Annotated in this window: 33 protein-coding genes and 1 pseudogene; 12 read left to right on the top strand and 22 right to left on the bottom strand. The window is 24.9% G+C overall.

The features are described 5' to 3' along the window. Positions 1 to 162: 162 nt before the first annotated feature. The 3 genes from rpsI to AACL02_RS10855 form a co-directional block, all read right to left on the bottom strand. The gene (rpsI, locus tag AACL02_RS10845; RefSeq protein WP_281748548.1) at positions 163 to 570 is read right to left on the bottom strand and encodes a 30S ribosomal protein S9; all 408 of its coding nucleotides are present in this window, start codon (positions 568 to 570) and stop codon (positions 163 to 165) included. 6 nt (positions 571 to 576) lie between these two features. Continuing rightward, a complete protein-coding gene (gene rplM / locus AACL02_RS10850) occupies positions 577 to 1,017 on the bottom strand; it encodes a 50S ribosomal protein L13 (protein WP_339041556.1) in 441 nt (146 codons plus the stop codon). Between the two features lie 712 nt (positions 1,018 to 1,729). After that, positions 1,730 to 1,858 (bottom strand): hypothetical protein, encoded by a 129-nt coding sequence (locus AACL02_RS10855; RefSeq protein ID WP_339041558.1) that lies wholly within the window; start codon positions 1,856 to 1,858, stop codon positions 1,730 to 1,732. Here AACL02_RS10855 and AACL02_RS10860 point away from each other — a divergent pair. The 3 genes from AACL02_RS10860 (at position 1,804) to AACL02_RS10870 (ending at position 3,688) form a co-directional block, all read left to right on the top strand. After that, complete coding sequence (locus AACL02_RS10860; protein ID WP_339041560.1) at positions 1,804 to 2,625, top strand: IS1595 family transposase; 822 nt, start codon at positions 1,804 to 1,806, stop codon at positions 2,623 to 2,625. The genes AACL02_RS10855 and AACL02_RS10860 overlap by 55 nt on opposite strands. 113 nt (positions 2,626 to 2,738) lie before the next feature. After that, complete coding sequence (locus tag AACL02_RS10865) at positions 2,739 to 3,260, top strand: SGNH/GDSL hydrolase family protein (protein WP_339043731.1); 522 nt, start codon at positions 2,739 to 2,741, stop codon at positions 3,258 to 3,260. Between the two features lie 251 nt (positions 3,261 to 3,511). Continuing rightward, positions 3,512 to 3,688, top strand: a complete 177-nt coding sequence (locus AACL02_RS10870; protein ID WP_338958979.1) for a hypothetical protein — start codon at positions 3,512 to 3,514, stop codon at positions 3,686 to 3,688. Positions 3,689 to 3,796: 108 nt separating this feature from the next. Here AACL02_RS10870 and AACL02_RS10875 read toward each other — a convergent pair whose 3' ends face one another. Further along, positions 3,797 to 4,747 (bottom strand): IS30 family transposase, encoded by a 951-nt coding sequence (locus tag AACL02_RS10875; RefSeq protein ID WP_339040235.1) that lies wholly within the window; start codon positions 4,745 to 4,747, stop codon positions 3,797 to 3,799. 88 nt (positions 4,748 to 4,835) lie between these two features. Beyond that, positions 4,836 to 4,958 (bottom strand): hypothetical protein, encoded by a 123-nt coding sequence (locus tag AACL02_RS10880; protein ID WP_339041562.1) that lies wholly within the window; start codon positions 4,956 to 4,958, stop codon positions 4,836 to 4,838. Here AACL02_RS10880 and AACL02_RS10885 point away from each other — a divergent pair. Both AACL02_RS10885 and AACL02_RS10890 read left to right on the top strand, forming a co-directional pair. After that, a complete protein-coding gene (locus AACL02_RS10885; RefSeq protein ID WP_281748957.1) occupies positions 4,904 to 5,089 on the top strand; it encodes a hypothetical protein in 186 nt (61 codons plus the stop codon). The two genes, AACL02_RS10880 and AACL02_RS10885, sit on opposite strands and share 55 nt — an antisense overlap. A gap of 99 nt (positions 5,090 to 5,188) precedes the next feature. Further along, the gene (locus AACL02_RS10890) at positions 5,189 to 5,725 is read left to right on the top strand and encodes an IS1595 family transposase (protein WP_339041564.1); all 537 of its coding nucleotides are present in this window, start codon (positions 5,189 to 5,191) and stop codon (positions 5,723 to 5,725) included. 244 nt (positions 5,726 to 5,969) lie between these two features. On the opposite strand, the gene AACL02_RS10895 is transcribed toward AACL02_RS10890, so the two are convergent. After that, positions 5,970 to 6,920, bottom strand: coding sequence for an IS30 family transposase (locus tag AACL02_RS10895; protein WP_339040235.1), 951 nt, complete (start codon positions 6,918 to 6,920; stop codon positions 5,970 to 5,972). A 402-nt stretch (positions 6,921 to 7,322) separates the two neighbouring features. On the opposite strand from AACL02_RS10895, the gene rpsD reads away from it, so the two are divergent. Both rpsD and AACL02_RS10905 read left to right on the top strand, forming a co-directional pair. Next, positions 7,323 to 7,934, top strand: a complete 612-nt coding sequence (rpsD, locus tag AACL02_RS10900; protein ID WP_174480874.1) for a 30S ribosomal protein S4 — start codon at positions 7,323 to 7,325, stop codon at positions 7,932 to 7,934. 233 nt (positions 7,935 to 8,167) lie between these two features. Beyond that, on the top strand, positions 8,168 to 8,509 hold the full coding sequence (locus AACL02_RS10905) for a hypothetical protein (protein WP_338974598.1): 342 nt from the start codon (positions 8,168 to 8,170) through the stop codon (positions 8,507 to 8,509). Positions 8,510 to 8,573: 64 nt separating this feature from the next. Here AACL02_RS10905 and AACL02_RS10910 read toward each other — a convergent pair whose 3' ends face one another. Then, positions 8,574 to 9,092 (bottom strand): hypothetical protein, encoded by a 519-nt coding sequence (locus tag AACL02_RS10910; protein WP_339041566.1) that lies wholly within the window; start codon positions 9,090 to 9,092, stop codon positions 8,574 to 8,576. Positions 9,093 to 9,162: 70 nt separating this feature from the next. On the opposite strand from AACL02_RS10910, the gene AACL02_RS10915 reads away from it, so the two are divergent. Next, positions 9,163 to 9,402: a transposase gene (locus AACL02_RS10915; protein ID WP_339041495.1), complete on the top strand. Its 240-nt coding sequence runs from the start codon at positions 9,163 to 9,165 to the stop codon at positions 9,400 to 9,402. Here the strand turns inward: AACL02_RS10915 and AACL02_RS10920 are convergent. Beyond that, on the bottom strand, positions 9,388 to 10,080 hold the full coding sequence (locus AACL02_RS10920; RefSeq protein ID WP_339041568.1) for an IS1595 family transposase: 693 nt from the start codon (positions 10,078 to 10,080) through the stop codon (positions 9,388 to 9,390). The genes AACL02_RS10915 and AACL02_RS10920 overlap by 15 nt on opposite strands. 404 nt (positions 10,081 to 10,484) lie before the next feature. On the opposite strand from AACL02_RS10920, the pseudogene AACL02_RS10925 reads away from it, so the two are divergent. Continuing rightward, positions 10,485 to 10,703, top strand: a pseudogene (locus tag AACL02_RS10925) (IS3 family transposase); the annotation flags it as partial. Positions 10,704 to 10,925: 222 nt separating this feature from the next. Beyond that, positions 10,926 to 12,043, top strand: a protein-coding gene (locus tag AACL02_RS10930; protein ID WP_422397815.1) for an IS3 family transposase whose coding sequence is annotated in 2 segments (ribosomal slippage) — positions 10,926 to 11,196 and positions 11,196 to 12,043 — 1,119 coding nt in all. Because the reading frame shifts where the segments join, the coding sequence is not laid out codon by codon here. 172 nt (positions 12,044 to 12,215) lie between these two features. Here the strand turns inward: AACL02_RS10930 and AACL02_RS10935 are convergent. Next, a complete protein-coding gene (locus AACL02_RS10935) occupies positions 12,216 to 13,037 on the bottom strand; it encodes an IS1595 family transposase (protein ID WP_339041571.1) in 822 nt (273 codons plus the stop codon). Here AACL02_RS10935 and AACL02_RS10940 point away from each other — a divergent pair. Further along, positions 13,018 to 13,635: a hypothetical protein gene (locus AACL02_RS10940; protein WP_339041573.1), complete on the top strand. Its 618-nt coding sequence runs from the start codon at positions 13,018 to 13,020 to the stop codon at positions 13,633 to 13,635. The two genes, AACL02_RS10935 and AACL02_RS10940, sit on opposite strands and share 20 nt — an antisense overlap. 293 nt (positions 13,636 to 13,928) lie before the next feature. Here AACL02_RS10940 and AACL02_RS10945 read toward each other — a convergent pair whose 3' ends face one another. The 4 genes from AACL02_RS10945 to AACL02_RS10960 form a co-directional block, all read right to left on the bottom strand. Beyond that, entirely contained in the window at positions 13,929 to 15,005 is a 1,077-nt protein-coding gene (locus AACL02_RS10945; protein ID WP_339041575.1) for a hypothetical protein, read from the bottom strand. A 16-nt stretch (positions 15,006 to 15,021) separates the two neighbouring features. Continuing rightward, positions 15,022 to 16,638 (bottom strand): tyrosine--tRNA ligase, encoded by a 1,617-nt coding sequence (tyrS, locus tag AACL02_RS10950; protein WP_339041577.1) that lies wholly within the window; start codon positions 16,636 to 16,638, stop codon positions 15,022 to 15,024. Between the two features lie 8 nt (positions 16,639 to 16,646). Then, positions 16,647 to 17,105 (bottom strand): hypothetical protein, encoded by a 459-nt coding sequence (locus AACL02_RS10955; RefSeq protein WP_338975348.1) that lies wholly within the window; start codon positions 17,103 to 17,105, stop codon positions 16,647 to 16,649. 116 nt (positions 17,106 to 17,221) lie between these two features. Then, positions 17,222 to 18,043 carry an IS1595 family transposase gene (locus AACL02_RS10960; RefSeq protein ID WP_339041579.1) on the bottom strand — a complete coding sequence of 274 codons (822 nt, stop codon included), beginning with the start codon at positions 18,041 to 18,043 and terminating at the stop codon, positions 17,222 to 17,224. Here AACL02_RS10960 and AACL02_RS10965 point away from each other — a divergent pair. Then, positions 17,989 to 18,114 carry a hypothetical protein gene (locus tag AACL02_RS10965; RefSeq protein WP_339041581.1) on the top strand — a complete coding sequence of 42 codons (126 nt, stop codon included), beginning with the start codon at positions 17,989 to 17,991 and terminating at the stop codon, positions 18,112 to 18,114. The two genes, AACL02_RS10960 and AACL02_RS10965, sit on opposite strands and share 55 nt — an antisense overlap. Positions 18,115 to 18,289: 175 nt before the next feature. Here the strand turns inward: AACL02_RS10965 and AACL02_RS10970 are convergent, their stop codons facing one another. From AACL02_RS10970 to AACL02_RS11010, 9 genes are all read right to left on the bottom strand, one after another. Beyond that, on the bottom strand, positions 18,290 to 18,586 hold the full coding sequence (locus AACL02_RS10970) for a helix-turn-helix transcriptional regulator (RefSeq protein ID WP_339041583.1): 297 nt from the start codon (positions 18,584 to 18,586) through the stop codon (positions 18,290 to 18,292). 33 nt (positions 18,587 to 18,619) lie between these two features. Further along, positions 18,620 to 19,567 carry a DNA-binding protein WhiA gene (gene whiA / locus AACL02_RS10975; RefSeq protein ID WP_281749091.1) on the bottom strand — a complete coding sequence of 316 codons (948 nt, stop codon included), beginning with the start codon at positions 19,565 to 19,567 and terminating at the stop codon, positions 18,620 to 18,622. 23 nt (positions 19,568 to 19,590) lie between these two features. Further along, positions 19,591 to 20,556 (bottom strand): thioredoxin-disulfide reductase, encoded by a 966-nt coding sequence (gene trxB / locus AACL02_RS10980; RefSeq protein WP_339041586.1) that lies wholly within the window; start codon positions 20,554 to 20,556, stop codon positions 19,591 to 19,593. Continuing rightward, complete coding sequence (locus tag AACL02_RS10985) at positions 20,540 to 21,742, bottom strand: prolipoprotein diacylglyceryl transferase (RefSeq protein WP_339041588.1); 1,203 nt, start codon at positions 21,740 to 21,742, stop codon at positions 20,540 to 20,542. Before AACL02_RS10985 ends, trxB begins: the two co-directional genes overlap by 17 nt. Positions 21,743 to 21,775: 33 nt before the next feature. Then, positions 21,776 to 22,723, bottom strand: coding sequence for an HPr(Ser) kinase/phosphatase (gene hprK, locus AACL02_RS10990; RefSeq protein WP_339041590.1), 948 nt, complete (start codon positions 22,721 to 22,723; stop codon positions 21,776 to 21,778). 236 nt (positions 22,724 to 22,959) lie between these two features. Further along, on the bottom strand, positions 22,960 to 23,652 hold the full coding sequence (locus AACL02_RS10995; RefSeq protein ID WP_339040707.1) for an IS1595 family transposase: 693 nt from the start codon (positions 23,650 to 23,652) through the stop codon (positions 22,960 to 22,962). A 506-nt stretch (positions 23,653 to 24,158) separates the two neighbouring features. After that, a complete protein-coding gene (locus tag AACL02_RS11000) occupies positions 24,159 to 24,587 on the bottom strand; it encodes a hypothetical protein (RefSeq protein ID WP_339043732.1) in 429 nt (142 codons plus the stop codon). After that, positions 24,550 to 25,095, bottom strand: a complete 546-nt coding sequence (locus AACL02_RS11005; RefSeq protein ID WP_339041593.1) for a hypothetical protein — start codon at positions 25,093 to 25,095, stop codon at positions 24,550 to 24,552. The genes AACL02_RS11000 and AACL02_RS11005 overlap by 38 nt, the downstream gene beginning before the upstream one ends. Further along, positions 25,010 to 25,330, bottom strand: coding sequence for a hypothetical protein (locus AACL02_RS11010; RefSeq protein WP_339041596.1), 321 nt, complete (start codon positions 25,328 to 25,330; stop codon positions 25,010 to 25,012). The genes AACL02_RS11005 and AACL02_RS11010 overlap by 86 nt, the downstream gene beginning before the upstream one ends. Positions 25,331 to 25,347 lie beyond the last annotated feature (17 nt).

Below are 25,347 nucleotides of genomic sequence, written 5' to 3' on the forward strand. Positions count from 1 at the left end.
GTGTTTATAATAAAAACACCTCCAATTTATCTAAAGAAATACAAATTAAAAAAAGAAAGTTATTTAAATAAAAAAATAAATTATAAGCAAAAATAATATATAAAATTCTAGTAATACTATAAAAATAATAAAAAAAGAGTCTGAGACTCTTTTTTTATTATATTAACGTTTTGAAAATTGTGGTGCTTTTCTGGCTGCTTTTAAACCATATTTTTTACGTTCTTTCTTACGTGCATCACGAGTTAATAATCCAAATTGTCTTAATAATGTTCGATAATCTTCTGACACCTTAACTAAAACATTAGATAAAGCTAAACGTGCTGCACCAGCTTGACCAGTTCTTCCGCCGCCTTCAACTTTGATATTAATTTCAAAGTTTTCTAACGTATTAGTTACTTTTAAAGGTAATAACATATCTTGAACTAAGATTTCTTGTTCTAAATATTTTAAAGGCTCAAAACCATTAATTAATATTTTTGATTGACCAGTATTTTTTAAATGAACACGGGCAGTTGACGTTTTACGTCCGCCTGAACTTGAATAAGTTACGGGTTTATTAGATGTTGTCATAAAAGTCTACTCCTCTTGGCCTAATATTAAAACTTCGGGGTTTTGGGCTTGATGTTGATATTGATCATGGTTATAAACATGAAGATGTGTAAATTGCTTACGACCTAAGGTAGTATTTGGTAGCATACCTTTAATCGCTATCTCTACTAATTCAGAAGCATCTTTAGCAATCATACTTTGTGCATTACGTACACGTAATCCACCAGGATATTGTGAATGGTTATAATACTTCTTATCTTGTAATTTATTACCTGTTAATTTAATTTTGTTTGCATTAATAATAATGATATAATCTCCACAATCTAAATGTGGTGTAAATGAAGGTTTATTTTTACCACGCAATATCATTGCAACTTTAGTTGCAAGACGCCCTAAAATTAAACCACTGGCATCAATAACATATCACTTTTTTTCAATGTTACTGAAATTCATTGTTGTTTGACGCATTTTTTTCTCCTTACAGTGTAATTTTACCGGGACTACATTGCTTAAAGCATTAATAATTATATAGAAACTTATTTAAAAAAACAAGTATTATCAAAGATTTAATAATTATTTTTACACAAAATTATCGATTACAAAATAAATAATTAAAAGTTATAACTAACTCTTATAAAAATATTTATTTTTTAAAAATAATTACATTAAACATTTTTTTATTATATATTATTTTTTTCAATTATAAACTTAAATTAAAAAATATATACCAAAATATATCATTATTTAAACAATAAATTAAAAACTAAAAATAAATTAAAAGGAGAATAAATAACTATGAAAAATTTAATAAAACTAATGACAACATGTTCTTTATTAATGACAAACATAATCTCAACATTAAGTAATGCAAATCATAATACAAGTAATTTTCAAAATAATTTTTATACTTTAGGAGACAGTTTATCAGATGTAGGAGCATTGGTTGGTGCAGGAAGTCAATTTTTTCAAAATATTCCCCTCCCAGAGGAACTTATGAAATCTCATGATGTACAATTAAAACCTCCTTATTATCAAAATCGATCTTGATGTAATGGCCCTGTTGCAACCGAATTAATTAGTAAAAAATTAAAACAAAAAGTTACAGCTGGATGAGACTTTATAGCATTAAATGGTCAACATTTTTCACAAATAGGTACTAACTACGCTGTTGGTGGAACATTTATAGAAAAAGTTTATGGTCTTGAAGGTTTATTTTTAACGGACTTCTCCCCACATGTACTTGTGGAGGGAATAATGAAACTGAATGAATTCAACAATGCTTTTCAAACTGAACAGCAATGTCTTGCATATATAGCAAATTTGAAAGAAAACAAATGTATTAGGTGTTTTAATTTTAATTTGAATACTTCTGATTTAAAAAGAATGAGATGTTTAAAATGTAATCAAACATTTAGCATTCTCACAGGCACCATATTTTCAAGGTCACAAACATCTTTAACATCTTGGTTTTATCTTATCTTTAGATGAATAAACACCAAACATGGAATTCCATCAACAGATATTGCAAAAGAATTGGGAGTGACTTTGAAAACTGCTTGAAGAATGACTCATAAAATCAGAACACGTATTGCAAAACAAAAACCTCAATTTATTGTTGAAGGTACAGTGCAAATTGATGAAATGTATCTTTCACATATGGGTTTTAAAAAACAAGGAAGATCCTTGGTGAATAAAACCTTGATTGTTGGCATTTATCAAAAAACAACCAATAATTTAATTGTGAAAGTATTGAAAAACGCAAAGAGTAAAAATCTTTTGCAGTTTGCAAAAAACCACATTTCTTCAAAATGTCTTGTATATACTGATTCTTGAAAAGGATATTGCGATTTTAAATCATTTTTCACTAAGCATGAAACAGTTAACCATCAAGATTGCTATGTTTCAAAAATTGGTGTAAATACCAACCAAATTGAATCAGTTTGAAAACATATAAGAAGAACATTTAAAACACATATCAAAGTTGCAAAACATCATGTTCATTTATATGCTAAAGAAGCTGCATATAAATTCAACAAGATACCTAGTTTTGAAACTGTAATTCTATGTTTGATTTAAAAATGTGGGGAGAAGTCCGTAGATAGGCTTTTCTCAGCATTTATGTGATAAAATTAAAATAGTACATAAAGGGAGAAAAGCCATTTTTAAATAAATTTTCACTTGATGAGCAAATAAAATCATTAATAAAACAACATAGTGATTTTTATAATGATGATTTAGTTTTTATAAACATTGGAACTAATGATTTAATGTGAATAATTGATCATAACATTACTGATATTGATAATGCTATTAATAAAATTATTAATAAAATTGATGAAGATTTAACAGAATTAATTAATAAAAATATTAAAAAAATAGTTATAACAAATATTGCTGATATGGGATTAATTCCTAACTATAAAGAAACTATTAATCAACAACCAATGACAAATCTTGTAAATAAATTTAACTTAAAATTAACTGAAGAAATTAAAAAAGCAAATAAAAACTTTGAAAAAACAAATATTAAAGAGTATGATGTTTTTTCAAAATTTAATAAACTATTTGAACAATTCAAAAATAGAGGAAGTCAATACCAAGATTCAAATGCTACTAAAATTGATATAAATACTCTTAGAAAAAATGGAATATTACAACCTCAATATGTTTCTGGTGCAAACTCACAAAATATTGATAATTACTTTTTTTAGATCAATTTCATCCAACAAAATGAGTTCAAGAACAAATTGCTAATGATTTATACAAATTTTTATACAAATTTAATAATAAAAATCTATTTGAAGTAGATTATCGTCCTGCTGCACATTATTGAATAAAAGTAAAAATTAGTTATGATAACTTTTTACATATCCAAAATATCTATAATACTGAAAAACAAGAAAATTTTAAACAATTATTTTTTAAAATTATCAATAAATTTGCAAAAGAAGACGATACTGGATTGGGTGGTAGTATAAGTCAAGATGATATTTATACAACAATAAAAGTTATTATTGATCATTTTCAAGAAATAAATAATTTTTTTAAAAGACTACCAGAAGATCAAGGAATAAGGCTTGTTACAAATAGAATTGGTTCATGAGATAAAAATGATAGTATGGGTGTTTTTAGTCAATAAATAAAAAATGGTATTAAAAATAAATAATTAAAAAATTTTAATCAAGTTTACTCATAATAATTAACATTAAATATTTTTTATTGTGCTAAATTGTAAAGGTAAGTGCAACTAAATTATTTTTCTATCCAAATATTCTATCGGTGAAAGATAATTTAGTATTTTTCTTGGTCTTTGGTTTAAAGACAATATAAATTTATGAACTTCATTTTTACAAGTTTTTGAAAAATTAAATTTTTTAGGAAATTTTTCTCTAATTAAACCATTAGTATTTTCATTAGTACCTCTTTGTCAAGGTGAATATGGATTTGCAAAATAAATTTTCACATCTAAATTTTTTTCAAGTTGTTGTCAATTTGAAAATTCTTTACCACGATCAAAAGTAATGGTTTTAACAATATTTTTAGGAAGAATTGATAAATAATGGCTAATATTTTTGTTAATAACTTTAGTAGTTCTGTTTTTAACTAATATTGCTAAAGTAAATCGTGATACTCTTTCAACTAAAGTTATTAAACATTTTTTACTTTTGCCTCGTGATGATACTATAGTATCTCCTTCTCAATGACCAAGTGTTATACGATCATTAATATTAAGATCTCTTTCTTTAATTGATTTGCTATTGAATTTGCCACGATTTTCTTGAGATTTGCGTTTTTTGCCTTTTCTTCTTAAATTTTTACTAGTAACTTGATCAAGCAATCCAGAATAAATTCAATTGTAAATTGTTTTAAAACTAATAACTCATTGTTTATGAAAATTTTTAATTCTGCCATAAATTTGTTCAGGTGATCAGCCTAATAATAGTTTTTGTTGCACATATTTTACTAAATCTTTATTTTTAAACTTATGAAAAAAAATATGTGATTGTTTTCTATTTTCAGCTTTATTTTGTGCAATCAATGAAAAATAATTACTATTATCTTGATTTCTATTAATTTCTCGAATAATAGTACTAATATTTCGATTAAGATTTTTAGCTATTTCACTAATTTTAACTTTAAATTTCAATTGATTCTCAATATAAATTCTTTCATCTACGCCAAGATGTTTATAACTCATATAAAAACTCCTTACTTTTTTTATAAAATAAATTTAGCATTATGAAATTTTTATATGAGAATTTTTTTGCAATTTTATTTACTTGCACTTACAAGTATAATTCAGCTTGTATATTAATTTTCGGACTTCTCCCCACATGTACTTGTGGAGGGAATAATGAAACTGAATGAATTCAACAATGCTTTTCAAACTGAACAGCAATGTCTTGCATATATAGCAAATTTGAAAGAAAACAAATGTATTAGGTGTTTTAATTTTAATTTGAATACTTCTGATTTAAAAAGAATGAGATGTTTAAAATGTAATCAAACATTTAGCATTCTCACAGGCACCATATTTTAAAGGTCACAAACATCTTTAACATCTTGGTTTTATCTTATCTTTAGATGAATAAACACCAAACATGGAATTCCATCAACAGATATTGCAAAAGAATTGGGAGTGACTTTGAAAACTGCTTGAAGAATGACTCATAAAATCAGAACACGTATTGCAAAACAAAAACCTCAATTTATTGTTGAAGGTACAGTGCAAATTGATGAAATGTATCTTTCACATATGGGTTTTAAAAAACAAGGAAGATCATTGGTGAATAAAACCTTGATTGTTGGCATTTATCAAAAAACAACCAATAATTTAATTGTGAAAGTATTGAAAAACGCAAAGAGTAAAAATCTTTTGCAGTTTGCAAAAAACCACATTTCTTCAAAATGTCTTGTATATACTGATTCTTGAAAAGGATATTGCGATTTTAAATCAGTTTTCACTAAGCATGAAACAGTTAACCATCAAGATGGCTATGTTTCAAAAATTGGTGTAAATACCAACCAAATTGAATCAGTTTGAAAACATATAAGAAGAACATTTAAAACACATATCAAAGTTGCAAAACATCATGTTCATTTATATGCTAAAGAAGCTGCATATAAATTCAACAAGATAACTAGTTTTGAAACTGTAATTCTATGTTTGATTTAAAAATGTGGGGAGAAGTCCGTAGATAGGCTTTTCTCAGCATTTATGTGATAAAATTAAAATAGTACATAAAGGGAGAAAAGCCTTAATTTTTTCACATATAAACTTTAATTAAGATTTATCAAAACTATATTACTTATCTTTAATATCATAATTATGAACTTAAATAAAAATATTATTATAAATTAAAAGTAAATATTTTTAAATAAATCTTAAGATAATAGCTAAATTGTAAAGGTAAGTGCAACTAAATTATTTTTCTATCCAAATATTCTATCGGTGAAAGATAATTTAGTATTTTTCTTGGTCTTTGGTTTAAAGACAATATAAATTTATGAACTTCATTTTTACAAGTTTTTGAAAAATTAAATTTTTTAGGAAATTTTTCTCTAATTAAACCATTAGTATTTTCATTAGTACCTCTTTGTCAAGGTGAATATGGATTTGCAAAATAAATTTTCACATCTAAATTTTTTTCAAGTTGTTGTCAATTTGAAAATTCTTTACCACGATCAAAAGTAATGGTTTTAACAATATTTTTAGGAAGAATTGATAAATAATGGCTAATATTTTTGTTAATAACTTTAGTAGTTCTGTTTTTAACTAATATTGCTAAAGTAAATCGTGATACTCTTTCAACTAAAGTTATTAAACATTTTTTACTTTTGCCTCGTGATGATACTATAGTATCTCCTTCTCAATGACCAAGTGTTATACGATCATTAATATTAAGATCTCTTTCTTTAATTGATTTGCTATTGAATTTGCCACGATTTTCTTGAGATTTGCGTTTTTTGCCTTTTCTTCTTAAATTTTTACTAGTAACTTGATCAAGCAATCCAGAATAAATTCAATTGTAAATTGTTTTAAAACTAATAACTCATTGTTTATGAAAATTTTTAATTCTGCCATAAATTTGTTCAGGTGATCAGCCTAATAATAGTTTTTGTTGCACATATTTTACTAAATCTTTATTTTTAAACTTATGAAAAAAAATATGTGATTGTTTTCTATTTTCAGCTTTATTTTGTGCAATCAATGAAAAATAATTACTATTATCTTGATTTCTATTAATTTCTCGAATAATAGTACTAATATTTCGATTAAGATTTTTAGCTATTTCACTAATTTTAACTTTAAATTTCAATTGATTCTCAATATAAATTCTTTCATCTACGCCAAGATGTTTATAACTCATATAAAAACTCCTTACTTTTTTTATAAAATAAATTTAGCATTATGAAATTTTTATATGAGAATTTTTTTGCAATTTTATTTACTTGCACTTACAAGTATAATTCAGCTAAATTTAAATTATTTTTTAAAAAAAATAATAACTAAAATTTAATGATATTTAATTGTAAAAATAATATTTGACAAATAACATTACTTATCCTATAATTAACAAGCATTCACGAAAGCAGCAAATAAGTATTATTAAGTTGCAAATAGTTTACCCTCAAAGATTATTCTTTTTATTAGTAGAATTTTCTATTAATCTTAATAGTAACCAGTGCTGTTCTGGCGAATTGTAAACTATCTTAATGAGAACTTATTAAAGTCTCTTTGTGTTTGTATACATTCCAAGGAGGTTTTTATTATGTCAAGATATACTGGTCCAGTTTTTAGAAAATCAAGAAGATTAAACTTCTCAATTCTTGAATCTGGTAAAGAATTTGCAAAAGGAAAAAAGCGAACATTCGCTCCTGGACAACACGGTCAAAAAAGAATTAAACTTTCTAACTATGGATTACAATTACAAGAAAAACAAAAAATTCGTTTCACTTATGGTTTAAATGCTCGTCAAATGAAAAATTTATTTGATGAATCAAAAAAAACTCATGGTGTTACTGGTACTAACTTGTTGGTATTCTTAGAATCAAGATTAGATAATATTGTTTTTCGTTTAGGTTTATCTTTAACAAGAAAAGGTGCTCGTCAATTAGTAAATCATGGTCATGTTTTAGTTAATGGTAAAAAAGTTAATATTCCTTCATATCGTGTTAAAATAGGAGATAAAATTACTATTACTGAAAAAGCACAAAAAAATGCAAAAATTATTGAAGCATTAAGCGCTAATGCTTCAACATTACCATTTATTGAATTCAATAAAAAAACATTTATTGGTACATATGTACGTCATCCACTACGTGACGAACTAAATACTGATATTAATGAAGCATTAGTTGTTGAATCATATGGACGTGCTTAAAATTAATAATTAATTTAAAATCTGTTATCAATTGATAACAGATTTATTTTTTAGATGGTAAATGTCAATAAAAGCATTTATCATTTTTTTGTTTTTGAAAAAATAAAATATAAATTAATTATCTATCAATCAATTTCCTTAAACAAAACTAACAATTAATTTTTCTCCTACTACTATGTCAATTAAATTAAATGATATAATGTTAATTAGAGATGAGGAAAGGAAAAATAAAAATGATTAAAAATGAAATTTCTGAAAAAATAGTTAGTATTACTTTTGTAATAGCTGTTATGATAACAGCTATTGGTTGATTAGGAATTAATAAAAATAAAAAGAAATATTTAATTTTATGAATAGCTATAATTCCTTTAATTTTTAGTAGCGTATTTTCATTTTTTACTAAAAATTATTATGACAATATTTTACTAATATCAGTACTAACGATATCTTATTTAATTTATATAGGTTTTTTAATCGTTAGTACTTATCGATTTATTAAGATAAAAGACAAAAAAGAAATTAATAATAAACAAGTAGAAAATACTATTGATTTAATAAAAAATAAAATATTGTAAAAGTTACCCCAAAGGGTAACTTTTACATGTTCTCTATAAATAATGATCTTAATATAAGTTCATATTATATAGCATTAAGAAAACTATTTGAACCACTACTATTATTAGGAATATGTTCTTGATTTGCTGCATCGATAAAATTTTGTTGTCTTATTGGACCATTTTCTAAAATTTGATTAATTCTTGTTTGCAAATCATGATTATTAGGTTCTTTATATTTATTAGCGTTTTTTCATCTTGAATTTGGTGCTTCAATTTCTTCTTTTCTAGTAACTAATTCTTTATATATTTCTTCTAATTTTTTAAACTTTTCTAATTCATCAACATTATTAAGAGCATTTACTATTTCTTTTTCTTTTAATAGTTGGATATTAATTCGATGTTGAAGTGACATATAAAAAAGAGTATAGGAAACAGAATATCCTGCTTTACTTTCTGCATTATAAATTTTCTCTTCAACTTCTATATAGTCATTAATATTATTAATTAATTTAGCTATATTTATTCTGAAATTATCAATCATATTTTTCTTATATTCTTTAGGTTTGTTTTCTAATGTTTTTCTTAATAAATCATCTAACATATTATGGATGGGTTACACTTTATTGGACACTAATTACATAGACAAGTGAACAAAGAAAGGAACTATAATTATGGCCAATATTAACTCATATACCGATGAATTTAAAAAACAAATAGTAGCTTTATATCAAAGTGGCAAATCAGTATCTTGCCTTGTTAAAGAATATAATGTTACAAGAGCAGCTACTTACAATTGAATTAAGCAATTTACTAAGGCTTTTCTCCCTTTATGTACTATTTTAATTTTATCACATAAATGCTGAGAAAAGCCTATCTACGGACTTCTCCCCACATTTTTAAATCAAACATAGAATTACAGTTTCAAAACTAGGTATCTTGTTGAATTTATATGCAGCTTCTTTAGCATATAAATGAACATGATGTTTTGCAACTTTGATATGTGTTTTAAATGTTCTTCTTATATGTTTTCAAACTGATTCAATTTGGTTGGTATTTACACCAATTTTTGAAACATAGCCATCTTGATGGTTAACTGTTTCATGCTTAGTGAAAACTGATTTAAAATCGCAATATCCTTTTCAAGAATCAGTATATACAAGACATTTTGAAGAAATGTGGTTTTTTGCAAACTGCAAAAGATTTTTACTCTTTGCGTTTTTCAATACTTTCACAATTAAATTATTGGTTGTTTTTTGATAAATGCCAAAAATCAAGGTTTTATTCACCAAGGATCTTCCTTGTTTTTTAAAACCCATATGTGAAAGATACATTTCATCAATTTGCACTGTACCTTCAACAATAAATTGAGGTTTTTGTTTTGCAATACGTGTTCTGATTTTATGAGTCATTCTTCAAGCAGTTTTCAAAGTCACTCCCAATTCTTTTGCAATATCTGTTGATGGAATTCCATGTTTGGTGTTTATTCATCTAAAGATAAGATAAAACCAAGATGTTAAAGATGTTTGTGACCTTGAAAATATGGTGCCTGTGAGAATGCTAAATGTTTGATTACATTTTAAACATCTCATTCTTTTTAAATCAGAAGTTGGATGGGTTACACTTTATTGGACACTAATTACATAGACAAGTGAACAAAGAAAGGAACTATAATTATGGCCAATATTAACTCATATACCGATTAATTTAAAAAACAAATAGTAGCTTTATATCAAAGTGGCAAATCAGTATCTTGCCTTGTTAAAGAATATAATATTACAAGAGCAGCTACTTACAATTGAATTAAGCAATTTACTAATTCAGGTAGTTTTAAAACTAAAGATAATCGTTCTGTTGAAGAAAATGAATTAATTAAATTAAGAAAAGAATTAAAACAATTAAGAATGGAAAATGATATTTTAAAGCAAGCAGCACTAATAATAGGCAGAAAGTAGAGATTATTGCAAATAATAAATCTAAATATAAAATTCGCACAATGTGTCATTTTTTAAAACTCTCTAAATCAACATATTATTTTAATTTAAAGAAAAAAAATAAAATTCAAAATAATATTTATGAACAAGCTGTTATTAGTGCTTTTAAAAAAAATAAAGAAGTTTATGGTACTAGAAGATTAAAAGTCATTCTAGAAAACCAAGAAATTTATTTATCAAGACGAAAAATTAAAGAAATTATGAATAAACATAATTTAATATCAAAATACACTAAATTATCATTCAAAAATTATCATAATAAAGTCAATGATAGTCAAATAACCAATCTTGTTAATAGAAACTTTAATAATAGAGTTAAAAATGAAGTTATTGTTAGTGATTTAACTTATGTTCAAGTAAATGGTAAGTGAAACTATTGGATGGGTTACACTTTATTGGACACTAATTACATAGACAAGTGAACAAAGAAAGGAACTATAATTATGGCCAATATTAACTCATATACCGATGAATTTAAAAAACAAATAGTAGCTTTATATCAAAGTGGCAAATCAGTATCTTGCCTTGTTAAAGAATATAATGTTACAAGAGCAGCTACTTACAATTGAATTAAGCAATTTACTAATTCAGGTAGTTTTAAAACTAAAGATAATCGTTCTGTTGAAGAAAATGAATTAATTAAATTAAGAAAAGAATTAAAACAATTAAGAATGGAAAATGATATTTTAAAGCAAGCAGCACTAATAATAGGCAGAAAGTAGAGATTATTGCAAATAATAAATCTAAATATAAAATTCGCACAATGTGTCATTTTTTAAAACTCTCTAAATCAACATATTATTTTAATTTAAAGAAAAAAAATAAAATTCAAAATAATATTTATGAACAAGCTGTTATTAGTGCTTTTAAAAAAAATAAAGAAGTTTATGGTACTAGAAGATTAAAAGTCATTCTAGAAAACCAAGAAATTTATTTATCAAGACGAAAAATTAAAGAAATTATGAATAAACATAATTTAATATCAAAATACACTAAATTATCATTCAAAAATTATCATAATAAAGTCAATGATAGTCAAATAACCAATCTTGTTAATAGAAACTTTAATAATAGAGTTAAAAATGAAGTTATTGTTAGTGATTTAACTTATGTTCAAGTAAATGGTAAGTGAAACTATATTTGTTTATTAATTGACCTATTTAACCGCGAAATAATTGGACATAGTGTAGGTACTAAAAAAGATGCATCATTAGTATATCAAGCATTTATGCACTCAAATCGCTGTTTAAAAGATATTCAAATATTTCATAGTGATCGCGGTAATGAATTTAATAATAAAATTATTGATAAACTTTTACTAGCATTCAATATTAATCGCTCTTTAAGCAAAAAAGGTTGTCCTTATGATAACGCTGTTGCTGAAGCAACCTTTAAAACTTTCAAAACCGAATTTATTAATGATAAAAATTTTACATCATTAATCCAATTAAAATTAGAATTATTTGATTACATCAATTGATATAACAACATAAGAATTCACGGCACTTTAAACTACTTAACTCCAGTTAATTATCAAAAACAAATGTCTACCAAAAAATAGTCCTAAAAAGGGTTGCCATTCCATTGTAAAAAATGTTCTATGAGATTAATAGTATTTTGTACTGGTAAAAAGAAAAATGGAAAATTAATTGGCTTTTCTCCCTTTATGTACTATTTTAATTTTATCACATAAATGCTGAGAAAAGCCTATCTACGGACTTCTCCCCACATTTTTAAATCAAACATAGAATTACAGTTTCAAAACTAGGTATCTTGTTGAATTTATATGCAGCTTCTTTAGCATATAAATGAACATGATGTTTTGCAACTTTGATATGTGTTTTAAATGTTCTTCTTATATGTTTTCAAACTGATTCAATTTGGTTGGTATTTACACCAATTTTTGAAACATAGCCATCTTGATGGTTAACTGTTTCATGCTTAGTTAAAACTGATTTAAAATCGCAATATCCTTTTCAAGAATCAGTATATACAAGACATTTTGAAGAAATGTGGTTTTTTGCAAACTGCAAAAGATTTTTACTCTTTGCTTTTTTCAATACTTTCACAATTAAATTATTGGTTGTTTTTTGATAAATGCCAACAATCAAGGTTTTATTCACCAAGGATCTTCCTTGTTTTTTAAAACCCATATGTGAAAGATACATTTCATCCATTTGCACTGTACCTTCAACAATAAATTGATGTTTTTGTTTTGCAATACGTGTTCTGATTTTATGAGTCATTCTTCAAGCAGTTTTCAAAGTCACTCCCAATTCTTTTGCAATATCTGTTGATGGAATTCCATGTTTGGTGTTTATTCATCTAAAGATAAGATAAAACCAAGATGTTAAAGATGTTTGTGACCTTGAAAATATGGTGCCTGTGAGAATGCTAAATGTTTGATTACATTTTAAACATCTCATTCTTTTTAAATCAGAAGTATTCAAATTAAAATTAAAACACCTAATACATTTGTTTTCTTTCAAATTTGCTATATATGCAAGACATTGCTGTTCAGTTTGAAAAGCATTTTTGAATTCATTCAGTTTCATTATTCCCTCCACAAGTACATGTGGGGAGAAGTCCGAATTAATTAATAAAAGAGCAGTTTGTAAAATAAGAGTATCAAAAACAGAAATTGGTGCAGAAAAAACCGCTAAATTAATTGAAAAATATGGTAATTTATATTTTGAAAATTTTGAACAAGCAAATTTAATAGTTTGTGGAGATAGTGCAAAATGAATTAGAAAAACTGCCACAATTTTAAATGCTAAATTTATTTTAGATAAATTTCATGCTTTTCATGTTTTATTTCTTGGCATAATGGCTGGAAGAAGAAAAAATAAAATTGCTAAATTACACTATCAAAATGCAATAAATTTATTTTCCAAAGGTCAATATTATGAATTAATTGATTTTTTAGAATTATTAACTTTGCAATATAAAAAATTAAAAGTTGGTTATTTTATTAATGGCAAAGATGGTGTATTAAACCAAGCATTAGTTGAAAATATTGTTTTCTTTACTGAAACTAATATTAAACAAATTTTAAATCATATGATTGGTGATAGAACCTATAACATTGATATGTATACAAAAATGGTTAATTTTAAATGCTATCAAATAAATACTGCCATCCGGCTATTATAAATTAAAATTAAAGATTTTAACAAAACCAAAAATAAAATAAAACTTATTAAAGTTTACTTTAATAAGAATTTTTGAATTATAAAAGTAAGCATTATTGTTGACTAATATTTTTCAAGTGTTAAGATTAACATACAATTGCATATTGAAGTCAAAATTATTCTCGTCTAACTTTATAATTTTAAGACAAATTTGAATATTATTGACAACATCGATACGCTCCCAAATAAAATTAAATGCCTCAACTATTTTTTATAAAAATATTGAAATAGAAAAAAATATTTTTTTATTTTTTTTTAAAACGGATTATAAATATTTTTTAAATTTTGAATAATATGTTCTCTCACTATTACATCTTTAATTGAATTAGTAAAAGCAGAAATTTTAGGCTTTAAAAGATTATAACGACCCATATTTTGTGGAAGTGTAGTATCTATTATTGGCATATCTTTTAAATTATCATCGAATATTTGTACTACTTCCGAATATAAATTAAGTATATTAGCATAAGCATTAAAAACTGATACCATATAATTAACATCTAAAAAATTATCAACTCCATGTTGTTGCAAGAGATCTATAATTATTTTTTTATTAGCAATGATATCACCTGTTGATTCCATCTCTTTTAGAGCATTAGCAATTTTATCAGTTTCATCTACTCTTAATATACCTATCATTTTTAACTTTTCAACAGTACTGTAACATTCCTCATAAGTTGTATTATTTTTTAATTCATTTATACTTTGTTTTAACGTTTCACTATTTTGATATAAATCAATAACATTGTTAATGTCTGCTACATTAACATTTAAAAAAGTAAGATTATTATCAATACTAGTAAATATTTTATGAGTAACAGAAGTTGTCGGTATTTCATTTTTAATAACACCATAACTTAATGATTTATTACCGAAAAAACTAGTACCCATCATAATAATTACGATACTACCTAAAATACTCATTCTAATAAAATTAATTAAAATTCCAGCTGTAGCATTTATTGCTTTGTGTTCAATTTTATTTTTATTAAAAAGTACAAAATATAAAATAATATATATTATTCAAAATAAAATATTAATGCCAATAATTCAAACAATAGCATATATCAAAAATCCAATATTATCAGTTAATAAATTCTTAAATGAAGCAAAACTACCACTAAGGTCACTAAACCATAGTGATACCATATTTTTAAAAGAATTTATTAACATTGGTTTAAATGCCAACATTAAACCAATACTAAGTAAATTACCAGCACTAATAAATATTAATGCTCTTCCCCCAATAAAAAAACCAGTAACAATACCAAAAATAATAATAGCAAAAATAATAATATCCCATAATAATGGAGAAAAATTAATAAATATCATATTTAAATACCCTTCCTTATTTATGAACAACTATAAAATAATGACGCTTACCTTTTTTTATAACTGTTACTTGATTATTAATTGCGTTTTTTTTACTAATAAAAAAATTTATATTGGTAATTCTTTCACCATTAACAACAATTGAACCTTGCATAATTAGTTCTCTTGCTATTCTTTTTGAATTACAAATTTGATTATTAACTAAAAAATCAATTATTTGTTCATTATGATTAAGATTAAAATGTGGTACATCTTTTAAAACCTGTAAAATCTCAGATGATTTCATTTGATGAATCCGATCGTGGAAAAAAGCATTAGTAATATTAATAGCACTAAAATATCCATTTAATTTATGAATAAATACTGTTAATAAAGCTGCTAAAATCTTTTGTCCATAATGTTGCTTAACATCACTATTATGAATTACTAAAATTTTTGCTATTTGTTCTTCACTAAATAAAGTTAAAGAATTAAAAAAAGTAGGCAAATCTTTATCTTCTTGATTAAATAAAAATTGATATAACTCATAAGGTGAAGTTTTTTCACTATTTAAAAATATAGCACCTTTTTCGCTTTTACCAAATTTTTCACCATTAGATTTAGTTAATAAATTAATAGTAATACCAGCAGCATGATGTTCATCACCTTTTTGTTTTCTAATTAAATCTAAACCGGCAGTAATATTTCCTCATTGATCACTACCACCAGATTGAATATAACATTGCTCTTTTTCATATAAATGATAAAAATCATACGCTTGTAATACCATATAAGAAAATTCAGTATAATAAATTCCAGAATTTAAACGATTAGCAATCATTTCTTTGCCTAACATTTGATTAACATTAAAATGCTTACCAATATCACGCAAAAAAGTTGTAATTGTTAGTGGACCTAATCATGTTTGATTATTAATAATTTTAATTGGCTTAATTTTATTGTTTAATGTTCCCAATGGTAATTTTAAAAATGTAATTCAAGTTTCTACATAACTATCACAATAATTTAACAATTGTTTAAAAGAAAGATTATTTAAATCACTTTTCATAGTAACTCACTTTTGATCAAAATTACAAATTTTATATAAAGTTTTTAATAATGATGCTGATAATCCTAATTCTTCTCAAGGTAAGGGCAATGTTTTTAAAATACTACTTAAAGTCTGTTGATATTGATTATTTGGATTAATACTTTTAATAATCATTTCTAATGTTTCATATTCTTTATCATTTAATAAATTACATGTTTTAATTAATTCTAATGATGTTAAATTATCAATATTTTCATAACTTAATAATGTCACTAACTGCTCTTTTATTTTTCTAACATTATTTTGTAACACATTTTCATCTAATAAATTACGTTCTTTATTTTTACCACTTGGATCACCGATCATTGCCGTTGTACCACCAATAACAGCAATTGGTTGAAAACCAAATATAGCAAAACGATGCAATAAAATAATTTGTAGTAAATTACCTAAATGTAATGAATCATTACTTGGATCAAAACCACAATATATTCCTTTTCCTAATTTTCCTGCATTAATTACTTTATCTATGCTACTAATATCTTTTAAGATATTACGTCATTTTAATTCGTCAATAATATTGGATTTTATTATATTATTCATAGCATCTCCTATTTATTTTCATCTAAAATATCATCAACTAACAAATCAATAGTTGTAATAACTGTATCGTTATTATTACTTGCATTATTGTAATTAATAGATGTAGTTTCTTTAAATATTTTATCGCGAAATTCTAGATAGCGCGATGGTAAACTATCATATATTTGTTGTTGTTCTCTATTTTTTTTAATTTGTGCAATTCTAGTATTATCAAGATTACTAGAATTATTATACGCTACTTCTTTTTCACGAAAAATATTTTCTTTAGTTTTTTTATCAACATATTGCTCAATAGTGCTAGAACTGCTATCGGATTTTTTAATATTAATTGGAATCGTAGTTATTTTTTGATGATTAAGACCAAATATAGGTGAAATAATACTACTTAATTGATAAGGTTCTTTTTTAGCGTTATCAACATTAGTAGTAACATTTTCAATTTCAACTTCTGTATTTTCTATTGTCATAATAACTCCTTAATGATAATCAATAATTAAATTAGGCTTTTCTCCCTTTATGTACTATTTTAATTTTATCACATAAATGCTGAGAAAAGCCTATCTACGGACTTCTCCCCACATTTTTAAATCAAACATAGAATTACAGTTTCAAAACTAGGTATCTTGTTGAATTTATATGCAGCTTCTTTAGCATATAAATGAACATGATGTTTTGCAACTTTGATATGTGTTTTAAATGTTCTTCTTATATGTTTTCAAACTGATTCAATTTGGTTGGTATTTACACCAATTTTTGAAACATAGCCATCTTGATGGTTAACTGTTTCATGCTTAGTGAAAACTGATTTAAAATCGCAATATACTTTTCAAGAATCAGTATATACAAGACATTTTGAAGAAATGTGGTTTTTTGCAAACTGCAAAAGATTTTTACTCTTTGCGTTTTTCAATACTTTCACAATTAAATTATTGGTTTTTTTTTGATAAATGCCAACAATCAAGGTTTTATTCACCAAGGATCTTCCTTGTTTTTTAAAACCCATATGTGAAAGATACATTTCATCAATTTGCACTGTACCTTCAACAATAAATTGAGGTTTTTGTTTTGCAATACGTGTTCTGATTTTATGAGTCATTCTTCAAGCAGTTTTCAAAGTCACTCCCAATTCTTTTGCAATATCTGTTGATGGAATTCCATGTTTGGTGTTTATTCATCTAAAGATAAGATAAAACCAAGATGTTAAAGATTTTTGTGACCTTGAAAATATGGTGCCTGTGAGAATGCTAAATGTTTGATTACATTTTAAACATCTCATTCTTTTTAAATCAGAAGTATTCAAATTAAAACTAAAACACCTAATACATTTGTTTTCTTTCAAATTTGCTATATATGCAAGACATTGCTGTTCAGTTTGAAAAGCATTTTTGAATTCATTCAGTTTCATTATTCCCTCCACAAGTACATGTGGGGAGAAGTCCGTTAAATTATAACATTTTAATGATTAATTATTCCTAATATAAGGTGAATAAATTTCATAATCTTCATTAAGATAAAATAATTACTAGTGAATATCAATTAATTTTATAAAAAGTACTAATAACTTTTCTTAAATTTATTTTTAATAAAAAATAAAATAATAAAAAAGTAGTACTTGTTTATAAAGTACTACTAAAAGTGTATTAAATTGATTTTATTCAACACTAAATGTGTCATATAAATTTGAAGTATCAATATTATCAAACCCTACAGCAAAAAAATCACTAATAGATGAATCCAACCCATTAATTATTTTTAAGATTGCAACTAAAGATACGTTTCTTGTTCCTCTTTCAGCATCAGAAATATAATTACGATGTAGGCCGCTTGCTTCTCCAAGTTTCTCTTGTGAAAATTTTCTACCTTTTTGATTACGTAAAGTTTTCATTCGTTTTCCAAAAGCATTCAATAAATCTTGACGACCTTTGCTTAAAATTTCTTTCTTTTTCATTGTATGGCCTCCTCTTATACTTTTATTATTAACTTACAATGTTTCTTGATACTTTTTCTTAATTTCGCGAATTAAATGATTAACCCCAGACTTAGTAATGACAAAACCAGTTTCTTGATAGTAAAGTTCACCCAATTCTGAAAGTGATGCTTCAGGATTTTTTAATCTTAAATTTGAAATAATTTGAGCTTTTAAGGACAACGCTTTGAAAAGTTTTTTATCTTTTAAAACAGAAATCATTATAACTTGCTGGTCTCCAGCATTTAAAATTTTTTGTTGATTAGAAATATCAATATTATTAAAACGATTAATATTATTAAATAATTCTCGTGAAATGCGTTTATCTTCAAAAGCGAAAACTGCTTGTGGACAATCAATTATTTTTAAAAAGTCAGAAATTACATTAGATTTTTTTAGATAAAGCACCGTTTTATTACGACGTTTTATTGTTTTAAAGTTTAATTTAAAAGTTTGTAATAAAATATTTTTAATTTTTTTAGCCAACATATCATTATGAAATTGTAATTCCAAATGGTAGTTAGGTGTTGAAGGAGAATTGATACTGCCAACTACAAGGAAGATTCCTGCGATATACGCTCTTATACAATGCTCTTTTATTATATGCTGGTGCATAGCTTCTTTCTCAATAAAAAGATATTTATCTTGAAGCATTAAATCATTAATAATAAAATCAATTTTATTATTAATACGAATATTATACACCTTTGGACGCTCAAATTTATTTAAAACATCCACCATAACTATCAATTTTACGTCTTTATATTGATTTTTTAAAAATTTATATATTAACCTAGTGGTTTTGTTATGAAAACTATGAATAATAATCTCATTATTTATTTTATCTGAATTTGTAATCTTACCATTAATAAGCGAATATGCTGATAGCAAAGATTTCTGACAACAATTTTTAAAACTTTTTTGACAGATTTCATCTTTTACACTTGTTGTAAATGATATCATTACTATCACCTCAATTGTACACTTTATTCATTAAAATTATCAATAAAATTTATTAAATATTGTGCTGCAATCGCTCCATCGTTAACAGCAGTTACTATTTGTCTTAAATTTTTAGCAATTACATCACCAGCTGCATATAATCCCGGGATTTTAGTTTGACACTTATCATTAACTATAATATAACCATTGCTATCGCAAATATCTAAATCTTTAACAAATTTTGTAACAGGATCAGAACCAATATAAGGAAATAAGGCATCAGTAGTAATTTCACTAATTTCCTTAGTCTTAATATTTTGAATTTCTAATTTACCTACTTTTTTCTTATCCTCAGTACCTAATACTTTTAATACAACATGATCAGTTATTAAATTAATATTTTCATTATTTTTAACTTTATTAACGGTTTTATCATCAGCACGAAATTGATCACGACGATGAATAAGATTAACTTTATTAGTAAATCTTGTTAAATATAAAGATTCTTCACAAGCAGCATAACCACCGCCAACTACACTAATAATTTTATTCTTAAATAAAGCACCATCACAAACAGCACAATAAGAAACACCACGATTAGCATATTCATCTTCACCAGGAACACCAATTTTACGTTCTAATGAACCAGTAGCTATAATTACTACTTTAGCAATAAGAACATCACCACTACTTAAAATGACTGTTTTAATTTTATGATTTTCACTATCTGTAATTTTAATAACTTCATCAGTAACAAATTCAACTTGTAGTTTCTCAACTTGCTTTTGCATTTTTTCTGATAATTCAGGCCCTAAAATATAATCATAACCTGGATAATTTTCAATTTCAGAAGTTTTAATCATTTTTCCACCAACAATATATTTTTCAATAATCACAGTTTTAAGATTTGCTCTTTGTGCATAAATAGCAGCTGTCATTCCTGCTGGACCACCACCAATAACTACTAAATCATAATCATATTTATTTTCTTTATTAGTATGATTTTTCATATAATCATTCTCCTTTACGAAATCTTGATGGTGCAATAATTTGTGCAAATATTACTAAAATAACACCTAAAATAATTCACATTCCAGAAACTATCATTGAAGTTGAAACATTGGCTATTTTCATAATGTCTCTATTATCACGAAGTGGTTCTAAAATCATTCTAATAATACCATAAAAGACAAAGTATAAACTACCTGATACTCCTGCATATGTTACTCGATAATTATTAGGATTATACATAGTATTTAAAGATTTAGAATGTGGTTGCATATTATATTTAATCTTTAAATATCATTTTTTTATCTTTGATTTAACTTTTGAATGTTTTTTAACATCTTTTCAAGGTATTTTTTCAACACTTTTAACACTATTCTTATTGGGTGTAAAATCAAAATATGCTTGTTTTCAACTTTCATATTTAAATTTACGATATCCATGAATTTTTTTAATAACTGTTCAAGGTTTTAAAAAATCTTTTACAACAATTGGATTAGTCTTTAAAGGCGAAATAAATTGCGAAGAATCTAATTTTCATGGTTTTTTACTAAATATTTGTCATGTTTTTGGTACAAAAAACGTTAAAAAGAATCAACCAAATAATGAAGATAATGACTCATATAAAAATAAAGGTTGACGATAAACAGCAACAGGATCTGGTTTATCACTATTAAAACCATAATGTAAATGATTATTTATTCATGTTGGTAATCAACTGAAAGGATGACCAACATCAGTTCCTAGTAATTCTTGATTAAAAAAATTACCTCATCTACCAATTGCTTGACCTAATAAAATATTTGGAACAATACAATCAATAAAAACTCACATTGAAATTTGTAACTGCTTTGAAGTACGATAAAAAATAAAGAATCCTACTATCATTCCAACTGTAACGCCTCCTTCAATTGCCATACCACCTCTTCAAACGGCAACTACATCAAGTGCATTTTCAATTGTGCTAGTATTATTAAGAACATATCATGCTCTTGCTCCTATTAATCCTGCTAATGCAATAACTAATGTTCCTCATTCTAAAGTTTTAGTTGGAATATTACGACGATATAATTTTATTCATGAAGCAATGACAGCAGTTAAAAACCCTACTGCCATTAATACCGAATAAATATGAATTCCCGTTCCCGGAATATCGGTAATTAAACTATTGTATCCATCATCATTAATCATATTTTTTTCCTTTTTGATAATTTAATAATTAAATTATTTCTTTTTTGTTAAATTTCTAATTATTTGTTTTTGAAAACTAGCAGTAGCGTCTTGACCTTCATCTTTTAATTTTAAACTAATAACTGCTGCTTCAATTAAATCAGCTAAATTTATTCATGGACTAACAGGAATAATTATTTTAGGCACTTTAATTTCAAAAAAAACATCAAAGTTATTATGATCACCAAGTCGATCAACTTTAGTTCAACCATCATTTTCAATTCTAATTAAATTAATAATTAAATTTACTTGACTCTCATGCATTATAACATGATATCCATACATTTTGGTAATATCTAGGATACCTATTCCTCTAATTTCAATTAAATTTTTAATAATCGGATTAACTTTTCCTACAATTTTATTATTGATTTTTAAAATATCAATACTATCATCACCAACAAATAAGTGCCCATTACGTAATAAATCTAATGTTGTTTCTGATTTACCAATACCACTTTCACCTGTAATTAGGACACCATAACCAAAAATATTTACTAAAGTACCATGTAAACGTTTAGATTCAGATAAACGTTCAACAATATACGTAGAAACTGTTGCTGCAAATTCAGAAGTAAAAAATAATAATTCAATAATTGGAACTGTTGAATTAATTGATTTAGCACAGTCACATAATTCTTTTTTAAATTTAAAATTAGGTGTTACAAAAATAGCAGGAATATGATCTTCTAAAATATTACTAAAATGGTTCTTAAATTCTGTTTTTGGTAAAGAGGAAATATATTCGCTTTCTTTACTGCTTAATAAAATTATACGACGACTACGTGAGATTTGTTTAGTTTTAAATCCTGTTAACTCTAAACCACCACGATTAGTACCAATATTAGTAATAATTCTTTTTTCAATTGGAATTTTGGGATTAATATATAAAATTGTTAAATTAAATTTTGTTACTATTTCGCCAACACTAAGGTTTTCCATACTTAATTTCCTGCCTTTTATAATTAAAATTTTTGATTAATTTTAAACATAATATAATTATATATAATATATCAACAGAAAGTTTATTATTAACAAAAATATACATAAGTTTCTAAAAACATTAAAAAAAATATTGAATAATATAATAAAAAATGGCTTTTCTCCCTTTATGTACTATTTTAATTTTATCACATAAATGCTGAGAAAAGCCTATCTACGGACTTCTCCCCACATTTTTAAATCAAACATAGAATTACAGTTTCAAAACTAGGTATCTTGTTGAATTTATATGCAGCTTCTTTAGCATATAAATGAACATGATGTTTTGCAACTTTGATATGTGTTTTAAATGTTCTTCTTATATGTTTTCAAACTGATTCAATTTGGTTGGTATTTACACCAATTTTTGAAACATAGCCATCTTGATGGTTAACTGTTTCATGCTTAGTGAAAACTGATTTAAAATCGCAATATCCTTTTCAAGAATCAGTATATACAAGACATTTTGAAGAAATGTGGTTTTTTGCAAACTGCAAAAGATTTTTACTCTTTGCGTTTTTCAATACTTTCACAATTAAATTATTGGTTGTTTTTTGATAAATGCCAACAATCAAGGTTTTATTCACCAAGGATCTTCCTTGTTTTTTAAAACCCATATGTGAAAGATACATTTCATCAATTTGCACTGTACCTTCAACAATAAATTGAGGTTTTTGTTTTGCAATACGTGTTCTGATTTTATGAGTCATTCTTCAAGCAGTTTTCAAAGTCACTCCCAATTCTTTTGCAATATCTGTTGATGGAATTCCATGTTTGGTGTTTATTCATCTAAAGATAAGATAAAACCAAGATGTTAAAGATGTTTGTGACCTTGAAAATATGGTGCCTGTGAGAATGCTAAATGTTTGATTACATTTTAAACATCTCATTCTTTTTAAATCAGAAGTATTCAAATTAAAATTAAAACACCTAATACATTTGTTTTCTTTCAAATTTGCTATATATGCAAGACATTGCTGTTCAGTTTGAAAAGCATTGTTGAATTCATTCAGTTTCATTATTCCCTCCACAAGTACATGTGGGGAGAAGTCCGTAAAAAATTACTAAACATTTCATTATCAAATAAAAATTATTATGATATAATTCTTTAAAAATTGTTAAAAATTAAAATATTAGAAATTAGTGTTAACTTTTTATGAATAGCAACTATATTCCTTTTCAATTAGTATTAAAAAATATTATCTCATCATCTATCAATCAAAATTTAAATCATATTTATGAAACTATTGATAAAAATAAGAATGAAAAAATACTGGTGATTTAGTTTCTGAAAAATGAGATTATCATTTTATTAATTATTTAGGACAACTAAGTCCAAATGGAAGTGGCACGCCTCCACAATTACCACCAAGAAATAAAATATAAATAAATATTACTAGTTAATATTATCTAAAATTTGAATAATAGTTTTAACTATCTTTCCAGCATTTTTTTCATTCTTAAGAACATGTAAATAATCTTTTAAATATTTAAAATTTTCTATATCATTTTCTATTTTTATAAATATTTCTTTAGCAGCATAACCAGTTGAAGCTATAGGAATTATTATTTTATTTTTATTTCTAGCAATTTCAAATTCATTTAATACACCTTTTGATAAAACAATATTATTATTTTCATCCATTTTATTACCAAAAATAAATAGTACAATGTCTGCTTTATTTATTAACTGATTACGATATTCTGGTCAACTTTTTTTAAATTGTTGAGGAAATGGTCATACATCAAGAATTTTATCCAAAACAATACTATTTTCTTTAGCATACTTAACAGCACCACTTACTATTTCATCACCAACGCCGATTCCAAAGGATTATTATTTTATTATTTTCTTTACATAAAAAATTTGATAAATCAAATACAAATTTTTTACTTTTCTTTATAGTACCAAATTCTTCATATTTATTAGCTATACCCGAAATAAAAATATTTCTCTTCAAATTATTATTAATTTCAGAATTAAATATTTCTGCTTTTGAATCGCAATAATTGTTTAATAATAATGTTTTAAAATTAATGTTTTTAAAACAATTGTGACTTATAGAATTGAATAACTTACCATAAATTGTCAGAGAAAAAGAATCGTTTGAAAACCGTAATTCTGTTTCAGGAATAAATTTACTATATAAACTATTTTCTCCTATTGTTCCATCGCCAACACCATAATATTTATCATTAATATCCAAATTAAGTGCAGTTAAATCAATTGCATAATAATATCATACTTTAGTGCTTATTTTTGAAGCATAATGAGTACCTAAAAAGTAAATAGGTGTATCTTTTGTTAAAAAAATACCAGTTTCTTCTCACATTTCAATAAACTGTTTCCAAAGGATTATTATTTTCCACTCCACCAGTAATTGAACTATATTTACCCAACTTATTTTTATTAAATAAAGGATTACTCTCACATGTTTGCATAAAATAACGACTACCATCATCTTTAATTATAAATGGTAATATTGCAACACCTTTGTTATTACATCAAGGTTCTTCAACACCATGCATAAAGTCTACTTTAATTAATTTAACTCATTCTTTTTTCATATTTATTTTTTCCTTTA

The organism is Spiroplasma endosymbiont of Apeira syringaria, assembly GCF_964020205.1.
In the GTDB taxonomy this organism is placed as follows: domain Bacteria; phylum Bacillota_I; class Bacilli_A; order Mycoplasmatales; family VBWQ01; genus Spiroplasma_E; species Spiroplasma_E ixodetis_A.